At 55.0% G+C, this 22,454-nt stretch carries 18 protein-coding genes and 1 tRNA gene; 11 read left to right on the plus strand and 8 right to left on the minus strand.

The genetic code is table 11. The annotated features are described in order from the left end of the window. Positions 1 to 30: 30 nt before the first annotated feature. Positions 31 to 1,995: an AMP-binding protein gene (locus ACXJGX_RS04705; RefSeq protein ID WP_474779108.1), complete on the minus strand. Its 1,965-nt coding sequence runs from the start codon at positions 1,993 to 1,995 to the stop codon at positions 31 to 33. A gap of 154 nt (positions 1,996 to 2,149) precedes the next feature. Between ACXJGX_RS04705 and ACXJGX_RS04710 the strand changes: the two genes are divergently transcribed. Together ACXJGX_RS04710 and ACXJGX_RS04715 are read left to right on the plus strand one after the other, a co-directional pair. Beyond that, on the plus strand, positions 2,150 to 4,066 hold the full coding sequence (locus tag ACXJGX_RS04710) for a PAS-domain containing protein (RefSeq protein ID WP_474779110.1): 1,917 nt from the start codon (positions 2,150 to 2,152) through the stop codon (positions 4,064 to 4,066). Further along, positions 4,063 to 4,770 carry a response regulator transcription factor gene (locus ACXJGX_RS04715; RefSeq protein WP_474779112.1) on the plus strand — a complete coding sequence of 236 codons (708 nt, stop codon included), beginning with the start codon at positions 4,063 to 4,065 and terminating at the stop codon, positions 4,768 to 4,770. The genes ACXJGX_RS04710 and ACXJGX_RS04715 overlap by 4 nt, the downstream gene beginning before the upstream one ends. Here the strand turns inward: ACXJGX_RS04715 and ACXJGX_RS04720 are convergent. The 6 genes from ACXJGX_RS04720 to ACXJGX_RS04745 are packed head-to-tail and all read right to left on the minus strand — an operon-like array spanning position 4,767 to position 11,810. Further along, positions 4,767 to 5,558, minus strand: a complete 792-nt coding sequence (locus tag ACXJGX_RS04720) for a crotonase/enoyl-CoA hydratase family protein (protein WP_474779114.1) — start codon at positions 5,556 to 5,558, stop codon at positions 4,767 to 4,769. The genes ACXJGX_RS04715 and ACXJGX_RS04720 overlap by 4 nt on opposite strands. After that, complete coding sequence (locus tag ACXJGX_RS04725) at positions 5,548 to 6,414, minus strand: hydroxymethylglutaryl-CoA lyase (RefSeq protein WP_474779116.1); 867 nt, start codon at positions 6,412 to 6,414, stop codon at positions 5,548 to 5,550. Before ACXJGX_RS04725 ends, ACXJGX_RS04720 begins: the two co-directional genes overlap by 11 nt. Further along, positions 6,407 to 8,407: an acetyl/propionyl/methylcrotonyl-CoA carboxylase subunit alpha gene (locus ACXJGX_RS04730; RefSeq protein ID WP_474779118.1), complete on the minus strand. Its 2,001-nt coding sequence runs from the start codon at positions 8,405 to 8,407 to the stop codon at positions 6,407 to 6,409. The genes ACXJGX_RS04725 and ACXJGX_RS04730 overlap by 8 nt, the downstream gene beginning before the upstream one ends. Before the next feature lie 10 nt (positions 8,408 to 8,417). Beyond that, positions 8,418 to 10,025: a carboxyl transferase domain-containing protein gene (locus tag ACXJGX_RS04735; protein ID WP_474779120.1), complete on the minus strand. Its 1,608-nt coding sequence runs from the start codon at positions 10,023 to 10,025 to the stop codon at positions 8,418 to 8,420. Next, positions 10,025 to 11,188 carry an acyl-CoA dehydrogenase family protein gene (locus ACXJGX_RS04740; protein ID WP_474779122.1) on the minus strand — a complete coding sequence of 388 codons (1,164 nt, stop codon included), beginning with the start codon at positions 11,186 to 11,188 and terminating at the stop codon, positions 10,025 to 10,027. Before ACXJGX_RS04740 ends, ACXJGX_RS04735 begins: the two co-directional genes overlap by 1 nt. Beyond that, positions 11,181 to 11,810: a TetR/AcrR family transcriptional regulator gene (locus ACXJGX_RS04745; RefSeq protein WP_474779124.1), complete on the minus strand. Its 630-nt coding sequence runs from the start codon at positions 11,808 to 11,810 to the stop codon at positions 11,181 to 11,183. Before ACXJGX_RS04745 ends, ACXJGX_RS04740 begins: the two co-directional genes overlap by 8 nt. 311 nt (positions 11,811 to 12,121) lie before the next feature. On the opposite strand from ACXJGX_RS04745, the gene ACXJGX_RS04750 reads away from it, so the two are divergent. The 9 genes from ACXJGX_RS04750 (at position 12,122) to ACXJGX_RS04790 (ending at position 22,193) form a co-directional block, all read left to right on the plus strand. Next, on the plus strand, positions 12,122 to 13,405 hold the full coding sequence (locus ACXJGX_RS04750; protein WP_474779126.1) for a Na+/H+ antiporter NhaA: 1,284 nt from the start codon (positions 12,122 to 12,124) through the stop codon (positions 13,403 to 13,405). A gap of 165 nt (positions 13,406 to 13,570) precedes the next feature. Continuing rightward, the gene (locus ACXJGX_RS04755) at positions 13,571 to 14,218 is read left to right on the plus strand and encodes an ABC transporter ATP-binding protein (RefSeq protein WP_474779128.1); all 648 of its coding nucleotides are present in this window, start codon (positions 13,571 to 13,573) and stop codon (positions 14,216 to 14,218) included. Beyond that, positions 14,208 to 15,755 carry a KpsE/RkpR family capsule polysaccharide export protein gene (locus tag ACXJGX_RS04760; RefSeq protein WP_474779130.1) on the plus strand — a complete coding sequence of 516 codons (1,548 nt, stop codon included), beginning with the start codon at positions 14,208 to 14,210 and terminating at the stop codon, positions 15,753 to 15,755. Before ACXJGX_RS04755 ends, ACXJGX_RS04760 begins: the two co-directional genes overlap by 11 nt. After that, positions 15,755 to 16,588: a 3-deoxy-8-phosphooctulonate synthase gene (kdsA, locus tag ACXJGX_RS04765; protein ID WP_474779132.1), complete on the plus strand. Its 834-nt coding sequence runs from the start codon at positions 15,755 to 15,757 to the stop codon at positions 16,586 to 16,588. Before ACXJGX_RS04760 ends, kdsA begins: the two co-directional genes overlap by 1 nt. 74 nt (positions 16,589 to 16,662) lie before the next feature. Then, complete coding sequence (locus ACXJGX_RS04770; RefSeq protein ID WP_474779134.1) at positions 16,663 to 17,940, plus strand: mechanosensitive ion channel domain-containing protein; 1,278 nt, start codon at positions 16,663 to 16,665, stop codon at positions 17,938 to 17,940. A gap of 62 nt (positions 17,941 to 18,002) precedes the next feature. Beyond that, a tRNA-Gln gene (locus ACXJGX_RS04775) sits at positions 18,003 to 18,077 on the plus strand. 290 nt (positions 18,078 to 18,367) lie between these two features. After that, entirely contained in the window at positions 18,368 to 19,624 is a 1,257-nt protein-coding gene (locus ACXJGX_RS04780) for a glycerate kinase type-2 family protein (protein WP_474779136.1), read from the plus strand. Positions 19,625 to 19,731: 107 nt separating this feature from the next. Then, complete coding sequence (locus ACXJGX_RS04785; protein WP_474779137.1) at positions 19,732 to 21,339, plus strand: MBL fold metallo-hydrolase RNA specificity domain-containing protein; 1,608 nt, start codon at positions 19,732 to 19,734, stop codon at positions 21,337 to 21,339. A gap of 47 nt (positions 21,340 to 21,386) precedes the next feature. Continuing rightward, positions 21,387 to 22,193 (plus strand): universal stress protein, encoded by an 807-nt coding sequence (locus ACXJGX_RS04790; protein ID WP_474779204.1) that lies wholly within the window; start codon positions 21,387 to 21,389, stop codon positions 22,191 to 22,193. A gap of 30 nt (positions 22,194 to 22,223) precedes the next feature. Here ACXJGX_RS04790 and ACXJGX_RS04795 read toward each other — a convergent pair. Beyond that, on the minus strand, positions 22,224 to 22,454 hold a 231-nt coding region (locus tag ACXJGX_RS04795), incomplete at its 5' end, for a hypothetical protein (RefSeq protein WP_474779138.1).

Below are 22,454 nucleotides of genomic sequence, written 5' to 3' on the forward strand. Positions count from 1 at the left end.
AATGAGAAAATTGAGATGGGATTTGGCGCATCATTCACCCGCCACTTTTTGTGGGGAAACCGGAATGACCGTGGCATCACAGGCCTGCAACGTCGCCCTGATCTGACCTTTGCGGCCATCCTCATAGGTCACTTCGGTTTCGGTATAGACCGACGCTGACCCCTGATAGAGAGCGGTGACCAGATCAGCGTATTTGTCGCCGATGACCGCGCGGCGCACCTTGCGGGTGCGGGTCATTTCACCGTCGTCGGCGTCCAGTTCTTTGTGCAAAATCATAAAGCGGTGAATTTGACAGCCTGCCAGCATTTCATCGTTGGCAATCGTTTCGTTTACAGCGTTCACATGCCCCTTGATCATCGCAAGCACCTTTGGATGTTGCGAAATCTCTTGATAGGACGAATAGGCGATGTTGTTGCGTTCCGCCCAGTTCCCGACGGCGGTCAGGTCGATGTTGATCAGCGCGCAGCAGCGGTCTTTGCCAGCGCCAAACACCACGGCCTCTAGGATATTGGGGAAAAACTTGAGCTTGTTTTCAACGTATTTCGGCGCAAACAGCGCACCGTCTTGCATTTTGGACACATCTTTGATGCGGTCGATGATACGCAAGTGTCCGGATTTGGGGTCGATAAAACCAGCATCACCCGTCGCAACCCAGCCTTCTGCGTCCTTGGTCGATGCAGTGCTTTCGGGGTTCTTGTAATATTCGACAAATGTACCGGGGGACCGGTAAAGAACTTCGCCCGCTTCAGTGATCTTGAGTTCAACACCCGGACTTGGGACACCAACGGTATCGGATCTGACCTGACCATCTGGCTGCTGCGTTATAAAAACGGTCGCCTCGGTTTGGCCGTAGAGTTGTTTCAGGTTGATCCCCAGCGAGCGGTAGAAATCAAATAATTCGGGACCGATCGCTTCTCCGGCGGTATAGCCCACGCGTACGCGGCTAAACCCCAAACGGTTTTTCAGCGGTCCATAAACCAGAAAATCTCCGACGGCATATTTCAAACGCGCCCAAATCCCGACGGGTTCGCCGTCTAGAATGCGCGGACCGACCTGTTTCGCCTGCGCCATAAAGTAATGGAACATCTTTTGTTTCAGGCGGCTCGCGTCCTCCATCCGGATCATCACTTGGGTCAGGTGGGCCTCGAAAATGGCGGGGGGTGCAAAGAAATAGGTCGGACCGATTTCGCGCAAATCGGCATACATCGTCTCCGCGCTTTCGGGGCAATTGACGCAGAACCCGGCCCAATAGGCGTGCCCGATCGAAAAAATGAAATCCCCGACCCAAGCCATCGGAAGATAGGCAAGCGTCTCTTCCTTTTCGGTCAGGTTATCAAAACCTGCTGTATTCTTGGCGGTCTCGATGACGTTGCGGTTGGACAGCACAACACCCTTTGGGCGACCCGTTGTGCCGGATGTATAAAGCATCACGCAGATGTCATCATAGGTCAGCGCGTCGGTCAGCGCCTTCAACTTTGCCGTATCTGCGCTTGCGCGGCCCTTGGCCTGAACGTCGGCCAGCGACGTCATGTTTGCATGATCGTATTTGCGCAGCCCCTGCCCGTCGTGATAGATAACATGCGCAAGACCCGGCAGGGATTCACGGACATCGGCAATTTTATCGACCTGTTCTTGGTCGCCAACAATCGCAAACCGTGCACCGCTATTGTCCAACGCATAGCAAATTTCTTCGGCGGAGGCGTCTTGGTACAGCGGGACCGGCACGCAACCCGTCATTTGCGCGGCAACCATCGACCAATAAAGCGCAGGCCGGTTGCGCCCGATGATCGCAACACGATCACCCTTGGCGACCCCAAGCGACAAAAGCCCGAGCGCAAGTGCCTCGATTTCTTGTGCAGCTTCGGTCCACGTCCAGCTTTGCCAGATGCCAAATTCTTTCTCGCGGTACGCCGGACGTTGGCCATACAAGGCGACGTTACGTTCCAGCAATTTGGGCACAGAGGTTATACCCCCTGCGTGCACATCGGCGTTCATCAATGGTCTCCTCCCGGTGGGCGCTGAATCATCAGCAGCCCGACAAGAAGTACCGTTGCACATCCCGGAACATAAAAGAATATTTGAAACCTAACGAATTCCAACGGGCGCTATTGGCGCTTTGCGGGCACAAATTTGCTGCTAGGGTAGCACAATGAAGAAGACACCGATCGAGCTGTACGAGATGACTTTGTCAGGGCTGAACCTGATCAAGCAGGCCATCTCGATCCATGATGCCGACCTCAAGCTCATGGTCGCGAACCGGCAATTCCAAAAGATGTTCAGCTTACCGGACCATCTGGTGAAATCAGGGGCCGAATTTCGCGACATTCTGACTTATCTATCGGAAATGGGTGACTACGGGCAGATCGACGATATTCCGTCCTTTGTGCAAGAAAAGATCGACCTGGCCCTTGGCTTCCAGCCCCACTATTTTGAACGATCACGCGCAAACGGCACACTGATTTCGGTCGAAGGCAACCCGCTGAGCCAAGGGGGCTGGATTTCCGTATATACCGACATCACCGAGGTAAAACAGCAAGAAGAATTCATTCGCTCACACGCCGAAAGCCTATCGGAGGAATTGATAAAGCGGTCAGAAACGCTTGCACAGACCAACCGCCGCATGACTGCGACCGTCACCGCGCTTGAGGCAACCAAACAAGAACTGACAGATAGCCGTGAACAGCTGAATCTGATCAGCACGATGACGCCGGCACACATCGCACATGTCGATGCAAAAGGGATCTATACCCATTCCAACGGCAAGCTGCACACGATCCTACCCTGCGCTGGCGCAAAGATCGTTGGCAGCAAATTTAGTGAAACGCTTGGTGAAGCCGTGTGGCGGCAGGTCGAACCCCGGTTTAACAGCGTTTTGCAAGGCAACCCGTCGATCTCGGAACTTTATGACGAGGTATCGGGCCATTACATCCGCTTGGCGATGACGCCCGATTTGGACGAGGAAGGCGTGCATGGTTGCTATATCTTGTCGATGGATGTCACCGACGAAGTCTCGGCGCGTACCGCACTTGCCCACGCACGCCGCCGCGAACTGGCGACGCAATTGACCAGCGGAATGGCGCATGATTTCGCGAACCTTTTGACCATCATCATGGGCCAGCAAGCCCAGCTAGAAGCCCGCGCGGCGCAAGACCCCGACATCGCCCAGATTAGTGCGACAATTCGATCGGCCGCCAAACGCGGCGCCGAACTGATCGAAAGCCTGAGCCTGATCGAAAGCCAACGCAATCTTGATCCTGTGGTCGTCAATATAGCCACATTTCTGGACAATTTCAGCCAGCTTGCCCGTGCCGCTGTGCCCAAAGATATTGCGCTTAGCATCGTTGCCGACATACCTGATGATCGGCTTATCTTTGACCCCGGATTTGCGCAGGACGCTTTGCTGAATCTTGTGTTGAATGCATCCGAAGCGATGAAAGGCACAGGTCGGGTAACCATCAAACTGGCACGTTTTCAAAAAAATGTTCTGGAAATCAAGGTGAACGACGAAGGGCCGGGATTTAGCGCAGATGGGCTGAACAATGCGTTGGCACCGTTTTATTCCACGAAAACCGGAAAGGTGGGCAGCGGTCTGGGCCTGTCCGCTGCCTTTGATTTTGCCAAATCTTGCGGTGGCACATTGCGATTGGGCAACCTGCCAGAGCACGGCGCATCTGTCAGTTTGCGCATTCCGTACAAACCTGTGAAGACGCAACAAGCCGGGCTGATTTTGTTGGTCGATGACGACGACGACGTACGCGAAGTCGTGCGCCAGCATTTGCGCCAAGCGGGCCATGCCGTGATCGAGGCGATGTCGGTCACAGAGGCCCAAAAACTGGTCCATATCGACGGGCTGACGCATGTCGTGACAGACCTTGCGATCGGGCCGTCTGAAACCGGGTTAGACATTGTCGAAATTGTCCCAGACCATGTGCCTGTGGTGATCATCACCGGCTTACCGCGGTCGAACACATTACGCCAAATCGCAGAACGCGATCATGTTGTGCTTAGCAAACCCTTTCAGTTTGACGCGATGGAAGACGCACTTTTAAGGGCGGTGAAACGATGACCGACTGCAAACACATCGCCATTATCGAAGACGAACCAGAGGTTCTTGCGTTGCTGTCCAGCACACTTGCAAACGCGGGTTACGACATTCAGACCTATTCCCATGCAGCGGATTTTGAAAACGCGCTTTGTGAATCGTCGCCTGATCTTTGCATCGTCGATCTTGGTCTTCCCGACAAGGATGGTCTTGGCGTTGTGAGTAATATCGCCGCGAAAAGCGATGCAGCGATTCTTGTTATTTCCGGTCGCACCGGGCTGAATGACCGGATTACGGGGCTGGAACTGGGGGCCGATGATTATCTCGCAAAACCCTTTGAACCAAGAGAGGTCGTCGCACGTGTGCGTGCACTGATGCGGCGGCGCGACGCAGCAACGTCAACCGCCGAAAAGACCGTCTACACATTCTCAGGCTGGCAGGTGGATTTTGCCACCTTTTTGCTCACGGATGAAACAGGCGCAACACAGCGATTGTCGGCAAGCGAAGCATCGCTGCTGTTGGTATTTTTGAAAAGCACAAAGCGTTTGATCACACGTGAACAACTGCAAGTCGCGCTTGACGACCGCAGCGACAGCATTTCGTTTGACCGGACAATCGACGTGCGTATTTCCAGGTTACGGTCGAAGCTGAACGATAAAACGCGCAACCCAAAGATCATCAAAACGATCTATGGGGCGGGCTATATCTTTATATCGGACGTGGTCTAGCCGGGCACGGCCCAGCGCGGTTGGCGTTTGGCAAAAAATGCCGCGATGCCTTCGGTGGCTTCGGGGTGCTCCCAAACATCGGCAAGCCGCGCAATGCTGTCATTCACCATCGCATCGGTGATCGGCGCACCCATTTCGCGGGCCAATTTCTTGGCAGCGGCAACCGCATTCGGGGCCGCGTTCAGAAACGGTGCGACTTCGGCGTCGACGCATGAAACCATGTCATCAGCGTCACAATATTTGGATACGATCCCCAGTTTTTCTGCCTCGGGTGCGCCAAAAATCCGGGCTGACAACATGATCTGGCGCGCGCGCCCTTCCCCCATGCGATTGATCACATAGGGACCAATGGTCGCAGGTATCAGCCCCAACCGCGTTTCGGTCAGGCCAAATTTCGCGCCCGCCTCGGCGATAACAATATCCGAAACGCAGGCGATTCCGACGCCGCCGCCAAATGCACCCCCTGTGATTTTAGTGATCAAAGGCAAAGGCATTTCATTGAGCGCGCGCAGCATATCGGCAAGCTTGCGCGCCTCTGCCATGCGCGTTGTGCGATCAGCCGCGATTTGCGCGTTCATCCAGTCCAGATCAGCGCCGGCACAAAACACTTTGCCCCGCCCCGACAGGACGACAACCCGTGTATCAGGGCGATCCCCCGCCGTTTTCGCAAAATCCGTGAGCTCTGCGATCATTTTGGCGCAGAGCGCGTTCCGTTTTTGAGGAACGTTTAACGCAAGCGATACAACGCCGTTTCGATCATGACTGATGTCCAGCGTTTCATAAATCACGGTTATTTCCTTTCAACGATTGCGCAAAGACAGCCGTTTCTTTCAGCCGCTGCAAATTGATCCCTGTCTCAAATCCCTTGTCGTGCAACATCTGCACAACCTTTTCGCTGGCAACATTCCCCTTTGCGCCCGGCGCATAGGGACATCCGCCCAACCCACCGGCCGACGCATCAAAGCACCGCAATCCGGCATCAAGGCTGACCGCGATATTCGCAAGGGCGTTGCCCATGGTGTCATGGAAATGGCCAGCCAATTGTGCGGCTGGCAGGCGGGCCAGAACCGCATCCAACATCCGGTCCACGGTTTCCGGTGTCCCGGCCCCAATAGTGTCACCCAAACTGATTTCGAAACAGCCCAGCGCGATCAATTGCGCCGCCACGTCAGCAACGCGGGCCGGATCGGTGGGCCCGTCATAAGGGCAATCAGTCACGCAAGATACATATCCGCGCACAGGCATTTGGATAGCTTTTGCAGCAGCCAGGACCGGCGCGAAACGGGCGATACTTTGGGCGACCGAACAGTTGATATTTTTCTGGCTGAACCCTTCTGACGCCGACGCAAAAATCGCGACCTCATCTGCGCCTGCGGCGACGGCAGCATCAAACCCGCGCAGGTTTGGCGTCAGAACGCAGTAGCTGACGCCGCTTTTGCGCGTGATGTTTTTCATGACCCCGGTCGCATCAGCAAGCTGCGGCACCCATTGGGGGCTAACGAAACTGGTCACTTCTATCTTTGTAAAACCGCAGTCAGACAGCCTGTCGACCAGCGCAACTTTGTCGGCGGTTTCAATCAGCCTTGGTTCGTTCTGAAGCCCGTCACGCGGGCTCATTTCGACGACCCTTACGAATTCAGTCATCGTCAGTTTCCATCCGCAGCAACAAATCACCATCCAGCACTTGGATGCCGGGCGCGATCAACACCTCTGCGATGATACCGTCGCGGGGGGCGCGCAACACATGTTCCATCTTCATCGCTTCGAGAACAAACAGCCTGTCGCCCTGCGCAACGGGCTGCCCCGGTTTTGCGGACACGATCGTCACCAAGCCCGGCATCGGCGCAAACACGTTGTCGCCGCCATCAGCGGCTGCGGCATGCACGTCAAGCGGGTCTGCGATTTCAAATGTGAACGTGCGTCCGTCCTGAAAGACATAAATTTCTCTGTCGTGCACAACTAAATCAATCACGCTTTGAACGCCATCGATGCGCAGCGTGTATTGCGTTCCTGACTTGTGCGCGATCCCGACACAGCACGATGTGTCGCCGTGATGGACCATAAAACGGCCGTCTGACTGGGCTTCGATCTTTCGCGATTTCAGGTCCCCATCGTGCATAACCCGACTGGTGTAGGTCGCATTCGACCAATGTCGCCAGCTGGCCAATCTTTGCCAAGGGTCGGCCGTGCCAATAGGCACCAGCCCCAAAGATGCGACAGACGCCGCCGCGACGATGTGATCCGCCGGGACGGTGCAATCAACCAGACCAACCAAATCGCGCGCGATCAAATTTGTATCAACATCGCCCGCCCGAAATCCCGCGTGTTTCGATAGTGCCGACAAGAACGCGATGTTCGTGGTCGTACCCCCAACGTGGCATTGCGCCAAGGCCGCCGTCAACATTTTCAGCGCCGTCCGCCGATCGGGGCCGTGAACGATGACCTTGGCAATCATCGGGTCGTAAAACGGACTGACACCATCGCCTGCGCGGATGCCGCTATCAATGCGCACGGACCCTGCTTCAAACGCGGTCCCTGCCGGAAATGACAGATGGTGAAGCATCCCGATCGCGGGCAAAAATCCTTTTGGGACGTCTTCGGCATAGATGCGAGCCTCGAACGCCCAGCCATCGATTGCAAGATCATCCTGTGTAAATGGCAAAGGTTCGCCCGCCGCGACGCGCAATTGCAGTGCAACCAGATCAAGCCCGGTGATGGCTTCGGTGACGGGATGTTCGACCTGTAGACGGGTGTTCATTTCCATGAACCAAAACCTGTCCTCCTTCAGGCCATCAGACCCGTCGGCGATAAACTCCACGGTGCCTGCCCCGACATAGCCAATGGCTTTGGCGGCGTCGACTGCGGCCTTACCCATTGCGGCGCGCACGGCTGCGGGCATGTTTGGTGCGGGGGCTTCTTCGATAACTTTTTGGTAACGGCGCTGTAGCGAACAGTCGCGTTCAAACAGATGAACGACATTGCCGTGATGATCGCCAAAAATCTGAATTTCGACGTGACGCGGTTGCGCGATATATTTTTCGATCAAGCACACCGGATCACCAAAACTGGACTGACCTTCGCGCTGCGCTGCCTCGAATTCGGTTTTGAAATCCGCGGGCCTCTCGACCAATCGCATCCCTTTGCCACCACCACCCGCGCGCGCCTTGATCAGGATAGGATATCCTATTTTATCGGCTTCTGCGGCCAGAAAGGCGACATCTTGATTGCGGCCTTGATACCCGGAAACAACGGGAACGCCCGCGTCAACCATCAGTGATTTTGCCGCATCTTTCAGACCCATCGCATCAATCGCAGATGCCGACGGCCCGATGAAGGTCAGACCGGCAGCTGCAACCTTGCGGACAAAATCTGGGTTTTCGGACAAAAACCCGTACCCCGGATGAATGGCTTGGGCCCCCGTATCAAGCGCCGCTTGAATGATGCGATCCGCCTGAAGATAGCTTTGTGCGACGGGTGACGCCCCGATATGGACCGCCTCATCGGCAAGAGAAACATGTTGCGACTGCGCGTCAGCATCGGAATAAACAGCAACCGTTTTCACGCCCAGTTTGCGCGCCGTCATGATGACGCGGCAGGCGATTTCGCCCCTGTTGGCGATCAGAATTTTGTCAAACACATCGCTATCCTTACATCCGGAACAGACCAAATGTGGTCTCTTTGATTGGCGCATTCAGCGCGGCGCGCAAACTCAGCGCCAGCACATCCCGGCTTTTGCGTGGATCAATGATACCGTCGTCCCAAAGCCGGGCAGAGGCATAAAGCGGGTGGCTTTGCTTGGTGAACATGTCGATCGTGGGCTGTTTGAACGCTGCCTCTTCGGCGGCAGACCATGATCCGCCCTTGCGTTCGATGGCATCGCGCTTGACCGACGCCAAAACACCCGCGGCTTGTTCGCCGCCCATGACGCCAATACGTGAATTCGGCCACGTCCACAAAAACCGCGGATCATAAGCACGACCGCACATGCCATAATTCCCCGCCCCGAAGGACCCGCCAACCAGCATCGTGATTTTCGGAACAGAGGTGGTGGCAACAGCCGTCACCAGCTTCGCGCCATTCTTGGCGATGCCTTCGGTTTCATATTTCTGGCCAACCATGAACCCGGTGACGTTCTGCAAAAACACAAGCGGGGTTTTGCGTTGCGAACACAGTTCGACAAAATGCGCGCCCTTCACGGATGCTTCGGACAACAGGACACCGTTGTTGGCAAGGATCCCGACAGGAATCCCCATAATATGCGCGAATCCGCAGACCAACGTGCTGCCATAGCGGGCCTTAAATTCATCAAACCGCGATCCATCGACCAGACGGGCGATTACCTCGCGGATATCATAGGGGGTCTTTAGATCCGCCGGAACGACGCCCAAAATCTCTGACGGATCATAGAGCGGCGCCTCTGGGGTGCGTATGTCCAGTTGCGCGATCTTTGGACGGTTCAGGTTGCTGACAACTTCGCGGGCCAAGGCCAAAGCATGATCATCATCGTTGGCCAGATAATCGGCAACACCCGAAAGGCGGGTGTGAACATCGCCCCCGCCCAGATCTTCGGCCGATACGATTTCCCCTGTCGCGGCCTTAACCAACGGTGGTCCGGCCAGAAAGATCGTGCCTTGGTCTTTGACGATGATTGATATGTCGCTCATTGCGGGAACATAGGCCCCGCCGGCTGTGCATGACCCCATGACAACCGCAATTTGCGGGATCCCTTTGGCAGACATCTGGGCCTGATTGTAAAAAATCCGGCCAAAGTGGTTCTCGTCGGGGAACACTTCGTCCTGATTGGGCAGGTTCGCCCCGCCAGAATCAACCAGATAGATACAAGGTAGATTGTTTTGCTCTGCTATCTTTTGGGCCCGCAAATGTTTCTTGACCGAGATCGGGAAATAGGTGCCACCTTTGACGGTCGCGTCATTGCAAACCACCATGACATCGTGTCCGCAGACCCGGCCAACACCGGCGATCACGCCGCCCGCCGGGCAGGCAATTTCTGTCAGCTCATAACCCGCAAAAATCCCGATTTCCAGAAACGGTGAACCGGGGTCGAGCAAGCCATTCACACGGTCGCGCGGCAGCAGTTTCCCGCGCGAAAGGTGTCGTTCTTGCGACGCGGCGCCGCCGCCTTGGTGCGCCGCCTGTTCGGCCAATCGTATCGCCTCTAACCCGCTTTGATGGGCGGCAACATTTGATTGAAAGACGGCAGACTGGGGCGAAATTCTGGATTTCAGAACAGGCATCAGCGCATCGCCTGCATCATCTCGCGGCCGATCAACATGCGCCGGATTTCAGATGTCCCTGCCCCGATCTCCATTAGCTTGGCATCGCGGAAATAGCGGCTGACCGGGCTGTCATTCATAAAGCCGGAACCCCCCATTGCTTGCACCGCCTGATGCGCCACGACCATCGCCTCTTCAGAGGCGTAAAGCACGCAGGCGGCGGCATCGTGCCGCGTCACTTCGCCACGATCACAGGCCTTCGCGACCTCGTAAACATAAGCGCGGGCCGAATTCATTTTGGTGTACATGTCGGCCATTTTGCCTTGCATCAGTTGGAAATTCCCAACGGGTTCGCCAAACTGTTTTCGCTCGACCATATAAGGCATCACGTCGTCCAAACAGGCTGCCATGATCCCGCATCCGATGCCGGATAGAACCACGCGTTCATAATCCAGTCCGGACATCAGAACGCGGACCCCTTTGTTAACCTCGCCCAGCACATTTTCGAACGGGATATCGACATCTTCAAACACCAGTTCGACAGTGTTTGATCCGCGCATACCCAGCTTGTCAAAATGCTTGGATTGGGTGAAACCCGCCATGGATTTTTCGACGATAAACGCGGTCATGCCTTTTGATCCGGCATCAGGATCTGTCTTTGCGTAAACAACCAATGTGTCGGCTTCGCCACCGTTTGTGATCCAGTACTTTGTGCCGTTGAGCCGATAGTAGCCATCAAATTTCTGGGCACCGAGTTTCATCCCGACCACGTCTGACCCTGCGCCGGATTCAGACATGGCAAGGGCTCCGACATTTTTGCCGCTAATGAGTCCCGGCAAATATTTGGCCTTTTGTTCAGCGGTTCCGTTCAGTTTGATCTGGTTGACGCAAAGGTTGGAATGCGCGCCATAGCTCAGCGAAACCGATGCACTGGCGCGGGCGATTTCTTCGACTGCGATTGTATGGGCCAGATACCCCATCCCTGAACCACCATCTTCCTCAGAGACAGTGATACCCAAAAGCCCGAGCGCGCCCATCTCTTCCCACAACTCAGCCGGAAAATCGTTTGTTTGATCAATTTGCGCGGCCATCGGTTTCACCCTGTCCTGCGCCCAGCGATGCACCATATCGCGCAGCGCATTCACGTCTTCGCCTAGATCGAATTTCATCGTGTGGTTAAACATTACTCTCTCCCTCAGAATGCGCTTCTGGCAAGCGGTGGCCGACAGCCCCCAGCACCATAGATGTGTAGATGTCTTCGATTTTTTGTTGCGACAGGCGACCGCCGCTGCGAAACCAAGTGTTCACACCCGTGAGCATCGACAAAATGGCCATCGCCGACACATGCGGATCGTCCAACTGAAACGTGCCATCGCTGACACCGCTCTCTAGGATCGTTTTCAAGGCACGCTCGTATTTTCGGCGTTTCCCTTCGATCAGTGCATAGCCTTCTTGTTCCAGTGAACGCAGTTCCATGTACGACACGAATACTTCGTCGGGACGCGTGATGTGGTATTGAATATGAAAGCGCGCAAACCGCTCTAGTGCCTGCACCGACGTGCAATCGCCGCGTTGGTTTTCCGCCGATGCCGTTAACAGCCCATCCATATGCGTATCCAACACCGCAACCAACAACTGCTGCTTGTTGCGATGATGCTGGTAAATCGCGCCGGGCTGCACCCCAACACGGTCAGCAATCTGGCGCATGGAAACAGCCGCGAACCCGTATTGGGCAAATAACGAAAGGCTTACGCGCAAGATTGCCTCTGCGGTCACACGTCCATCCGACCCAGCTTTTCGCGCCATCGACAGAGTCCTTTAATTAAACAAACGTTCAGTTAATTAGGCAAGTAACGCCCAAAAAGTCAACCACGAAGGATGCGAAAGGCGCATCAATGCAAAATACGCCGCCAACAGACCGATAAATTACGGTCCGTATCGCAGGCGTACCGACCTCGGGGTGCCACTATAGATATCGTGCTGAACTCATTCGCACTTTTCACTTCCAGAGTGCTGTTTGCCGCTTTCAAGGGGGGATCATGCTATCTTGTCCCGTCCACCGCTTGATGCACCTTTGGGTTTGCGGTAAGTGCACTTTAAATAAATCGGGGTGCCACATGTATCGTGTCTGGAATTTTCTGACGAATTACTCGCTGTTGTTGATCATTGGGGCGCTGATTGCGCTGATTTGGGCGAACATCGATCCGACCAGTTATCAGCACTTTGTTCATCTCGAACTCATCCACGACTCTTGGGTTGGCCATGCGCATTATGATGACGCCGGGCAGGTCGCATACAGAACGCTGACGCTGCATTACCTTGTCAACGATGTCCTCATGGCATTCTTCTTTGCGATTGCCGCCAAAGAGGTCTGGGAAGCAGTAATCCTGCAAAATGGCAGCTTGCGCGGCAAAAAAGCGGCGACACCCTTGGTCGCGACGGTGGGCGGCATGTTGGGCCCAATCTCCGTCTACTTGGGTCTCGCAATGTTGCTGGGGTCGGACACATACAACGCGGTCGCGAACGGCTGGGCCATTCCAACCGCCACAGACATCGCATTTAGCTATCTGGTTGGTCGACTTGTGTTTGGTGCGGGCCACCCTGCTGTGCGGTTCTTGTTGTTGTTGGCGATTGCAGATGACGCAGCTGGCCTGATTATTCTCGCGATCTTCTATCCGTCGGGCGATCTGGCCCCGGTCTGGCTGCTGCTTTCGCTGTTCTCTGCAATCGCAGTATTTTACTTTTTCAATCGCTTACCGCGTCAACTGGACCGTGGTGACGAGATGCGCCCAAATTCGACATGGGTACGCAACAAGCTTTCGTTCTGGCCATATCTGGTTGCAGCTTGCGCCAGCTGGTACGGATTTCAACAAGCTGGCATTCACCCTGCGTTGGGGCTTTTGCCAATTGTACCAACCATTCCACATGCGGACCGCGCGTTTGGTATCTTCTCTGAGGCAGAGCAATATTTGACTGACCTGCTCAACCATATTGAGCATATATTGAAACATCCTGTCGAAGTGGTGTTATTCTTCTTCGGGCTTCTCAATGCCGGTGTCGAATTTTCGTCTATTGGATCACCCACTTGGCTGGTCCTTGCCGGACTTATGATCGGCAAGCCGCTGGGTATCGCGCTGTTTGGTTGGATTGCCGCACGCGTATTCGGGCTTGGCCTGCCGAAGGGGATGCGCATCGTCGACCTGTTTGTGGTGGGTTGCGTTGCCGCCATCGGCTTTACCGTGTCGTTGTTTATCGCCGCGGTGGCCTTTGACGGTTCGGTAATGCTGGGTGATATCCCCGTGCAAGACGCCGCAAAAATGGGTGCATTGTTCAGCTTCTTCGCGGCAATTGTATCGCTGATCGCCGGAAAACTGACCGGGGTGCAAAAGCAAAACAGCTAAAACGCCAAATACCGTCGGTCAAATATGCGAGATTACGCAGGTCTCGCTATATTATGACGACAATTTTGCACTAATATAGCAAAACAGTGTATGTCGTGAGGGGGTGTTAACCTCTTTGCGCCATCACAGACCCGGCCCTGACGTTGGGCTGAAAAAGGGGAAAGAATGCTAGAGTTCGCGGGCGTCAGTAAGTCGTTTTGGACAGGCACACAGCGCAAGGTGATCCTTGACCGCGTGTCCTTTCGCGTCGAGCTGGGAAACTCTTTGGGCATTTTGGCGCCGAATGGCACCGGTAAAACAACGCTGATCAACATGATGGCCGGGCTCGAAAAGCCCGATGAAGGCCGGATCACGCGGACTTGCCGGGTTTCTTTTCCGCTAGGGTTTATGGGGGGCGTTTCGAACAGTCTGTCTGCCCGCGAGAACTGTCGTTATATCGCCCGCCTTTACGGCCTAGAACCGGATTACATCGAGGCATACTGCCGTTGGATGTGCGGGCTCGCAGAATACTTTGATATGCCTGTTGGCACCTACTCAAGCGGGATGCGGTCGCGTTTCACGTTTTCGCTGATGCTGGCGCTTGATTTCGATATTTACCTGATCGACGAAGGCATGCCCGGTGCCGGCGACGCCGAATTCAATCGCAAAGCAGGAGAGATCCTGCGCGAGCGCCTTGAAACAACGACAATCATCATCGTATCACATCAGGCGGCAACACTAGAGCGGTTTGCACGCTCTGCTGCGGTACTGAAAGACGGGCAATTATATATGTTTGACACCTTGGAAGAGGCAAAGGCGCTTTATGACTATTAAACCCAAGGTCAAAAAATTCCGCATCCGACGTGACGGTGCGCCCGCACCTACGCCCGCCCCGAACCAAGAGGTCGCTGAAGACAGCGCGGAAAGCATCGCGGCCGCATTGGCGGCGATCGGCAACGAAGGATTGACCGCGCGCCAGTTGCGCATGGCGCGCCGGGTGGCCCAAAAGCAGGGCTTGGTGTTTACGTCAGATTACGACGCTGTGCGTCAACTGCGCGCAGCAGGCATTGATCCGTTCCAACAAAAGTCGGTGCTGGAACTGGTGATGCCTGACCGTGCGGGCGACGTCGGCACCCCGGGCAATATCCAATTGCCGGAAAAGGTTGGTCAGGGCGGATCACGCAGTGTGCAAGCGCGCGGTCTGCAGATAAACGCCGAACATGCGCGCGAAATACGCGAAATACAGCGCGATATCGTCCGCCGCCGTCGTCGCAAGCTGATGTTGATGATCACGCGCCTGTCGTTCTTTGTTTTTCTGCCCACATTCATGGTCGGCTGGTATTTCTACACAATTGCCACACCAATGTATGCGACCCGTTCTGAAATCGTGATCCAGCAGGCACAGGCACAAGGCGGGGGACCAACCGGGTTATCGGGGCTGTTTCAGGGCACATCAATGGCCACGCAGCAAGACAGTATTGCGGTACAGTCTTACCTTGCCTCCCGCGAGGCCATGTTGCGTCTGGACGCAGATCACGGCTTCAAGGATCACTTCAGTGATCCAGCGATCGACGCGATCCAGCGTCTTCCGGCTGATGCCACCAACGAAGAGGCGTTCAAGCTTTTCACGAAAAACGTGCGCATTAGTTATGATCCGACCGAAGGGCTCATTCGGATGGAAGTTGTCGCGGCTGATGCCGCAAAAAGCGTTGAATTCTCGCAAGCCTTGATCGGATATGCGGAAGAGCAGGTTGACCAACTTACGTCGCGATTGCGTTCCGACCAAATGAAAGGTGCGCTCGAAAGCTACCAAGATGCCGAACGCCAGCGCGCAGCGTCGCTGGCTGAATGGCTCAGTATCCAACAAAAGCTTCAGCAGATCGATTCACGCAGTGAAACAGCGGCACGGATGGGGCAAATCACGTCCTTGGAAGGTGAAAAGCAGCGTCTCGAACTTGTGTTACAGTCACGCCTGAACGTCGAACGACCCAGCGAATTGCAGGTCCAGTCGCTGCGTGACCAGATCGCCGGCATCGAAACCATGATTGGCAATTTGCGCAACCAGATGACGGGCGGCACGTCCGAAGATCAATCGCTTGCAGAAAGCAATACCGAACTACGCACCGCAGAAGAAAACTATAATTTCCAGACGATGATATTGCAGCAGGCGCAAGTCCAGATGGAGGCCGCACGCATCGAGGCAAGCCGCCAAGTCCGCTACTTGTCAGAAAGTGTGCGGCCCATTCTGCCCGACGCCGCCGCATATCCGCGTGCATTTGAAAACACCCTTCTCGCGTTTTTGATTTTTTCAGGGGTATACCTGATGATCTCGATTACTGCGTCCATCCTTCGTGAACAGGTAAGCTCTTAATGAACAATGTCGCCATCGGCCCACTCAACGTCAGCAATGAACGTCCCCTTTTGCTTATCGCTGGCCCTTGCCAGTTGGAAAGCATTGATCATGCGCAAACGATCGCGGGCCATATGGCCGAAGTATGTGCGCGCTATGGGGCGCAATATGTCTTCAAGGGCAGCTACGACAAGGCGAACAGGACGTCGCTGGGTGGCAAGCGTGGCCTTGGCATGGATGAAGGCCTGAAAGTTCTGCAATCCGTAAAAGACGCGATCGGCTGCCCCGTGCTGACAGATATCCACGCGCCTGATCACTGTGCCACCGTGGCGCAAGTATGCGACGTCATGCAAATCCCTGCATTTTTGTGCCGCCAAACCGATCTGCTGTTGGCTGCAGGTGAAACAGGGGCCGTGATCAATATCAAAAAAGGTCAATTTTTGGCACCTTGGGATATGCCCAACGTCGTGTCCAAGATCGAAAGCACCGGCAACAAGCGTATATTGCTAACTGAACGTGGGTCGTCGTTTGGATATAATACATTGGTGGCAGACATGCGGTCGCTGCCGATTATGGCGCGTACAGGTTACCCTGTTGTCATGGACGCGACCCATTCTGTCCAGCAGCCCGGTGGCATGGGTGGGTCATCCGGCGGTCAACGCGAATTCGCGCCTGTGATGGCCAGGGCGGCCGTTGCGCTGGGGGTTGCGGCAGTATTCATCGAAACACACGAAAACCCCGATAGCGCGCCGTCTGACGGGCCAAACATGATCCCGCTTGATCAAATGGATGCGCTGATCAAAAGCCTGATGGCCTTTGATCAGCTCGCCAAATCGGACCCATTGCGGGTCTGACAAAAAATGGGGGGTGTTCCCCACGACACCCAATGCATAGGATCAATCCGACATCGCCCAACCGGATTGGCCCCATGCGTATTTTTTTCATTCTATCGCTATTCTTAACCCTGTCCCTTCCGGTATCCGCCCAAGAGACAAGCACGATCACCACCGAAGACTACGCCCGCCAAGACGCCGCCATCGCTGTCAGGATGCGCGAAATTCTACGCGAGTTGGGTAATTATCAAGACGTTACCGTCCAAGTCACCGACGGTGTCGTCACCTTACGTGGAACGGCCACGTCCGTCGCGGAAATTGCCGACCTTGAACCGTTGGCGACGCGAATCGAAGGCGTTGTTGCTGTCAAAAACACGGTGACCGAAACGTCCGATATTGCAGACAGGTTGAACCCCGCGATCGAACGGTTCCGCGCGCGTCTGGATCAGTTTATCGTGTTTTTCCCGCTCGCAGTGATCGCCGCTGGTGCCTTTTCCATCGTCGTAATTTTGGGTTTTGCCATCGCACGGATGCGACAACCATGGGAACGACTGGCGCCAAATCTGTTCATCGCAGAGCTGTATCGACAGATACTGCGGATCATGTTTGTGGTTTTTGGGATCGTCATTGCGCTCGATATTCTAAATGCAACCGCGTTGCTCAGTACGATTCTGGGTGCTGCGGGTATTATCGGTTTGGCCTTGGGCTTTGCTGTGCGCGATACAGTCGAGAATTTCATTGCCTCTGTCATGCTTTCCATCCGTCAACCTTTTCGGCCCAATGACACGGTCGAGATCAACGGCGACCAAGGCAAGGTTATCCGCCTGACCAGCCGTGCCACGATTCTATTGTCGTTTGATGGCAACCATATCCGAATCCCCAACGCGACCGTATTTAAGAGCCGGATCATTAATTACAGCCAAAATGCGGAACGTCGGTTCATGTTCTCGATCATGATTGACCGCGATGCCGACTTACTTGCCGCGCGTAACCTGATCGCACAAACTGTGCAGTCGCTGCCGTTCATCCTACAAGAACCCGCTGCCGATACCTGGATCGAGGCGCTTCATCCCGGCGGGGTCGAACTCACAGTGACGGGTTGGGTCAACCAAAACGACAGTTCCATTTCACGCGCCAAGGGCGAGGCATTGCGCCAAGTAAAATTGGCTGTACAGAACGCCGACATCACCATCCCCGACGCCACACAGGCAATCATGGTGGTCAAGGACAGCGGCGAACCCGAGACGTCCGAAAGCACAAAAGTCGAGGCCGTCGCCCCCGATGCCGACGCGTCATTGACGCGGATCATTGCGTCAGAACGCGATCAGGACCGGACCGAGGATCTGCTGCGTGACGATAGTTTAAAGGAATAGCATTTTTTGTCGAAACGGGGCTTGAACACCGCGCACCTTCGCAGTATTCACCGCTTCGCTGATGGGGTGTAGCCAAGCGGTAAGGCAACGCTTTTTGGTAGCGTGTACCGTAGGTTCGAATCCTACCACCCCAGCCAGCTCTCTCTTTATAAAGTTCGGTCAACATTGGACCTAATCGGTCCAACTTGGTTGACTGCGCGTGTAACCGGCAAAATTTAGTACAGTGATGCGGGCTACACTGCCCCCGTCGACAGCACACCTTGCGGTGACGAACAGTTTACATGAACACCTGCGATGGGTATCTCATTTATAGCTTAGCCCAATTCAGGCCTGAAATGAGACGCCATTTTACCAAAAGAACCATGGCCACAGCGGGCCGTATCATGGGACACCACGACATGCACCCGATGCGAATTAGCGGCCGGGCGTGCCCAACGTGATTGCCGATCCGCGCGCCTTTCTTACGTCGCTTTTCGAGACCGCAGTGGCGCGTGCCGATCCGATGCATTGCTTGGCCGAACATTTGCCACCTCGCCCGCGCGGGCGGCTTGTTGTCATCGGGGCAGGCAAGGCCAGCGCGCGGATGGCAGAGGCGCTAGAGGCTGTCTACGGTCCTTGCGAAGGCCTGATCATTACGCGCTACGGCTATGGCCGCCCGTGTAAAGGAATCGAAATCGTCGAGGCCGCCCACCCGGTTCCTGATGACGCAGGCGTTCACGCCACGCAACGTATGCTTGCCCTTGTTCGCGAGCTTGGCGCTGACGATCAGGTTATCGCGCTAATGTCTGGTGGTGGCTCTGCGCTGCTATGTGCGCCGGTTGACGGTATGACGCTGGCCGATAAAAAAACACTGAATGCCGCGCTTTTGGCATCGGGAATGCCAATTTCCCAAATGAACATCGTCAGAAAACAGGTTTCTGCAGTCAAAGGCGGCAAGCTCGCAGTCGCGACTTATCCTGCAAAACTGTTGACGCTTACAATTTCTGACGTGCCCGGCGATGACCCGGCTGAAATCGCCTCTGGCCCGACAGTGGGTAGCACCGCGACACCTCAGATGGCGCTGGCAGCACTCTTGCAGTGGAACGTCAGTCTACCCGACCACATCATGCGTCTGATCATGAATGCGCCGGCCCCCGTGCCGCCCGAAGACTACAGGCTCGATTTTTCAACGACCCGTATCATCGCCGCGCCTGCACAATCGCTGGCCGCCGCGGCAGACGCTGCTGTCGGCGTTGATGTCCGCAATTTGGGCGATGCGATCGAAGGCGAGGCTCGCGACGTGGGGCAAGCCCATGCAGCCCTCGCCATTCAATTGGCAAAAGAAAATCATGCGCAACCGATCCTGCTGCTGTCGGGCGGAGAATGCACCGTCACACGGCGTGGGCAAGGTATCGGCGGGCCAAACGCGGAATATGTTCTGGCGGCAGGCATTGCCCTTGATGGTCACCCGCGCATCCATGTTCTGGCTTGCGATACGGATGGTGTCGATGGCGCCGCCGAAGTCGCGGGTGCCTACGCGGGGCCGGATATGTTAGGCATTGCGGCTGCAAATAACGTGTCCGGCGCGCAGGCCTTGCAAACCAACGATGCGCATCGCTTCTTTCAGAAGATTGGCGGTCAAATTGTAACAGGCCCGACATTGACGAACGTCAACGACTTTCGCGCGATGCTTATTTTGCCTTAGCAAACCGGATTAGCACAGCCTAGCAGCGTTGATCTGTATCAACGTACGCCACATGCGCGCATGTTTGACTTACGCACGAAACCCATGGGTTCTGCGGGAGTAAAACAATGACGGATATCAGATTGAAATTTTGCGGCGCAGCGCGGCAAGTAACTGGCTCCTGTTATTTACTTCAGACACCTCAAAGCACATTTCTAGTAGACTGTGGATTGTTCCAGGGACCCCGGAACGTCAAAGAACTGAACTATGAACCTTTCCCATTTATCCCCGGTCGTATTGACTTTGTACTTCAAACGCATGCGCACATTGACCATGCAGGGTTACTTCCGAAACTGACCAAGACTGGCTTTGCGGGCCCCATCTTTGCCACGGAAGGGACCAAGGATTTACTGAGCTTCATGCTGCCCGACAGCGGCTATATCCAAGAGATGGAAGTTGAACACCGTAACCGCCGCAATCTACGACGCGGAAAGGCTGAGGTATCGCCCATCTACACACAGCGCGACGCTGATGCGTGTCTGTCTCACTTTAGGACGGTGGAATATGAAGAATGGACACCCGTTGGACCGGACGTCCGCGCCAGATTTTGGAACGCCGGGCACATTCTAGGCGCTGCATCAATTGAGGTGGAAATTGACCAAGACGAAAAACCACCGCTTCGCCTGTTGTTTTCGGGGGATATTGGGCCCGACAGCAAGCTATTTCACCCAAATCCCGACGCCCCCGCTGATTTCGACTACGTTTTTGCGGAATCAACTTACGGAAATCGCGAGCGCCCTGAAACCACAACGGCATCGCGCCGCGCCGCACTACAAGTGGAAGTATCACGCGCGCTGCAAAACGAAGGCATGTTGCTGATCCCGGTGTTCGCGGTAGAGCGCACACAGGAACTGATTACCGATATTCTGGCGCTGCAAGCGTCAGGCGATATCGCAAAAGTGCCCGTCTTCCTCGACTCGCCACTGGCCATACGCGTGACACGGGTCTTCCAAAAGCATGCGGGCGACCTCGAGGATCTCGACGCCTCATCGCGGCTTTTGAACAGCCCGATGGTTTACCCCACAGAAACGACGGATGAAAGCAAACGAATTGCCAAGATATCGGGTGGCGCAATCATTTTGGCCGCGAGCGGAATGTGCGATGCAGGCCGCATTCGTCACCACTTAAAGCAATGGCTATGGCAGCGAAAAGCGACCGTTCTTCTTGTAGGGTATCAGGCAGAAGGAACAATGGGCCGACGGCTGAGCGAAGGCGTCAAAAATGTCAGGATCCTTGGTGAAGACATTGAGGTTAAGGCAAAAATCCGCAAAATTGACGTCTATTCGGGCCATGCGGACGGGTCCGAGTTGGCGCGTTGGATTGCAGAGCGCATGCCGATCCACAGAGCGCTGTTCCTGACCCACGGTGAAGACGAGCAGATGACCGCCTTACGCGATCGCATTGTCACGCTTGGCATTGACCCTGACCGCATTATGTTGCCAGCACTGGATGACGAAGTCGTTTTGTCATCCGTGGATCGCCTGACTTTGATCCCTGCAAAGACGCCACGGATAACGAAATCAGCGCCCAAGACACCGGATTGGGACAATGATCTCACTGACCTGATCAACACCCTCAGAGACGGTTATGAAGCTGCCGCTGATGACAAAGCCCGCGCCGCGTATGTGCGAAAAATCCGCAGGGCCCTGCAACTGGAGGAAAGCGAATGTCGATAAAAAATATCCTTGTCGCGACTGACCTGTCAGAGCGCTCCGATCGCGCCATGGATCGCGCAGTGCTGTTGGCAAAGCAAATGAACGCCACGTTGCACGTTGTCTACGTCGTGGATGATGAATTTTCAGACGTCATTGCGCGGGCGGTGGAAAAAAATGCGTCGGCCGAGCTAGAAAGGCAGATGAAAGACGACCCATTTTTTAAGGGTGTAAAAAACAACGTATGTGTCGCGTTTGGTGACCCGTGGCGAAAAATCGTCGATCTGACAGTCGCGTTAGAGGCCGATCTGGTTGTGTTGGGAACACACCGCAACCGAGGTATAAAAGAACTCTTTCGTGGTACAACGCTGCACCGTATTGCCAAATTTAGCCGCGCGCCCCTGCTGGTTGCCGCGGAGCGTGCGCTGGTTGGGTACAAGAATGTACTGGTCGGCGTTGATTTTTCGCAATGCGCGGCCCACGCTGCCGATTTGGCCGCCATGATTTCCACCAATGGTCAACTGACGCTCGTCCATGCCTATCACATTCCGTTTAAAGGGCTTTCAGCACAAATGGACATAGATGGCGATATTCCCCTGCGAGAAAAGCAAAGAATTGAGCGCGAGATTGAGCCGAAAATGAATGCGTTTGCCGCATCATTGCACCCGTCCACCGTTAAAGCCAAACTTGAGATGGTCGAAGGCGGCCCTGTTGAAGTTCTGAGCAACATGGCCCGCAAGAACAAACATGATCTGATCTGCCTGGGAACCCACGCGAAGCCATGGCTGGTAGAAACGATCTTGGGCAGCACAGCATTTGACATGCTTTCATATCCGCCAAGCGACGTTTTAATCGCGCCGCTGCATAAGCATGGCTAACCTCTCGCCATGGATAATCCCCCCTTAAAATTAGTGGTATTCAAAAGTAGAATTTTCTCGGCGGGATGCATGAGGGGATTTACCGTTAAGATGACAAGATACAGCGAACCCAAGATCCTTGGGTTCCTGCTCCAAGCTGAAGTGAATAGCCCCTAGTATTGTAGACGCTTTCTTCCCTAATTTTGAGGCAAGGAGGCCGTTATGGGGAAGCCAAATTTCAGTGAAGATTTCAAGCGTGATGCTGTGCATCAAATCACGGTG

It is taken from the genome of Yoonia sp. SWMV100 (assembly GCF_056108365.1).

Coding starts and splice junctions, on each gene's coding strand:
- ACXJGX_RS04725 (WP_474779116.1), bottom strand. CDS start 6,414: ATGACTGAATTCGTAAGGGTCGTCGAAATGAGCCCGCGTGACGGGCTT.
- ACXJGX_RS04710 (WP_474779110.1), top strand. CDS start 2,150: ATGAAGAAGACACCGATCGAGCTGTACGAGATGACTTTGTCAGGGCTG.
- ACXJGX_RS04750 (WP_474779126.1), top strand. CDS start 12,122: ATGTATCGTGTCTGGAATTTTCTGACGAATTACTCGCTGTTGTTGATC.
- ACXJGX_RS04770 (WP_474779134.1), top strand. CDS start 16,663: ATGCGTATTTTTTTCATTCTATCGCTATTCTTAACCCTGTCCCTTCCG.
- ACXJGX_RS04790 (WP_474779204.1), top strand. CDS start 21,387: ATGGATCGCGCAGTGCTGTTGGCAAAGCAAATGAACGCCACGTTGCAC.
- ACXJGX_RS04785 (WP_474779137.1), top strand. CDS start 19,732: ATGACGGATATCAGATTGAAATTTTGCGGCGCAGCGCGGCAAGTAACT.
- ACXJGX_RS04735 (WP_474779120.1), bottom strand. CDS start 10,025: ATGCCTGTTCTGAAATCCAGAATTTCGCCCCAGTCTGCCGTCTTTCAA.
- ACXJGX_RS04755 (WP_474779128.1), top strand. CDS start 13,571: ATGCTAGAGTTCGCGGGCGTCAGTAAGTCGTTTTGGACAGGCACACAG.
- ACXJGX_RS04740 (WP_474779122.1), bottom strand. CDS start 11,188: ATGTTTAACCACACGATGAAATTCGATCTAGGCGAAGACGTGAATGCG.
- ACXJGX_RS04715 (WP_474779112.1), top strand. CDS start 4,063: ATGACCGACTGCAAACACATCGCCATTATCGAAGACGAACCAGAGGTT.
- ACXJGX_RS04705 (WP_474779108.1), bottom strand. CDS start 1,995: ATGAACGCCGATGTGCACGCAGGGGGTATAACCTCTGTGCCCAAATTG.
- kdsA (WP_474779132.1), top strand. CDS start 15,755: ATGAACAATGTCGCCATCGGCCCACTCAACGTCAGCAATGAACGTCCC.
- ACXJGX_RS04760 (WP_474779130.1), top strand. CDS start 14,208: ATGACTATTAAACCCAAGGTCAAAAAATTCCGCATCCGACGTGACGGT.
- ACXJGX_RS04745 (WP_474779124.1), bottom strand. CDS start 11,810: ATGGCGCGAAAAGCTGGGTCGGATGGACGTGTGACCGCAGAGGCAATC.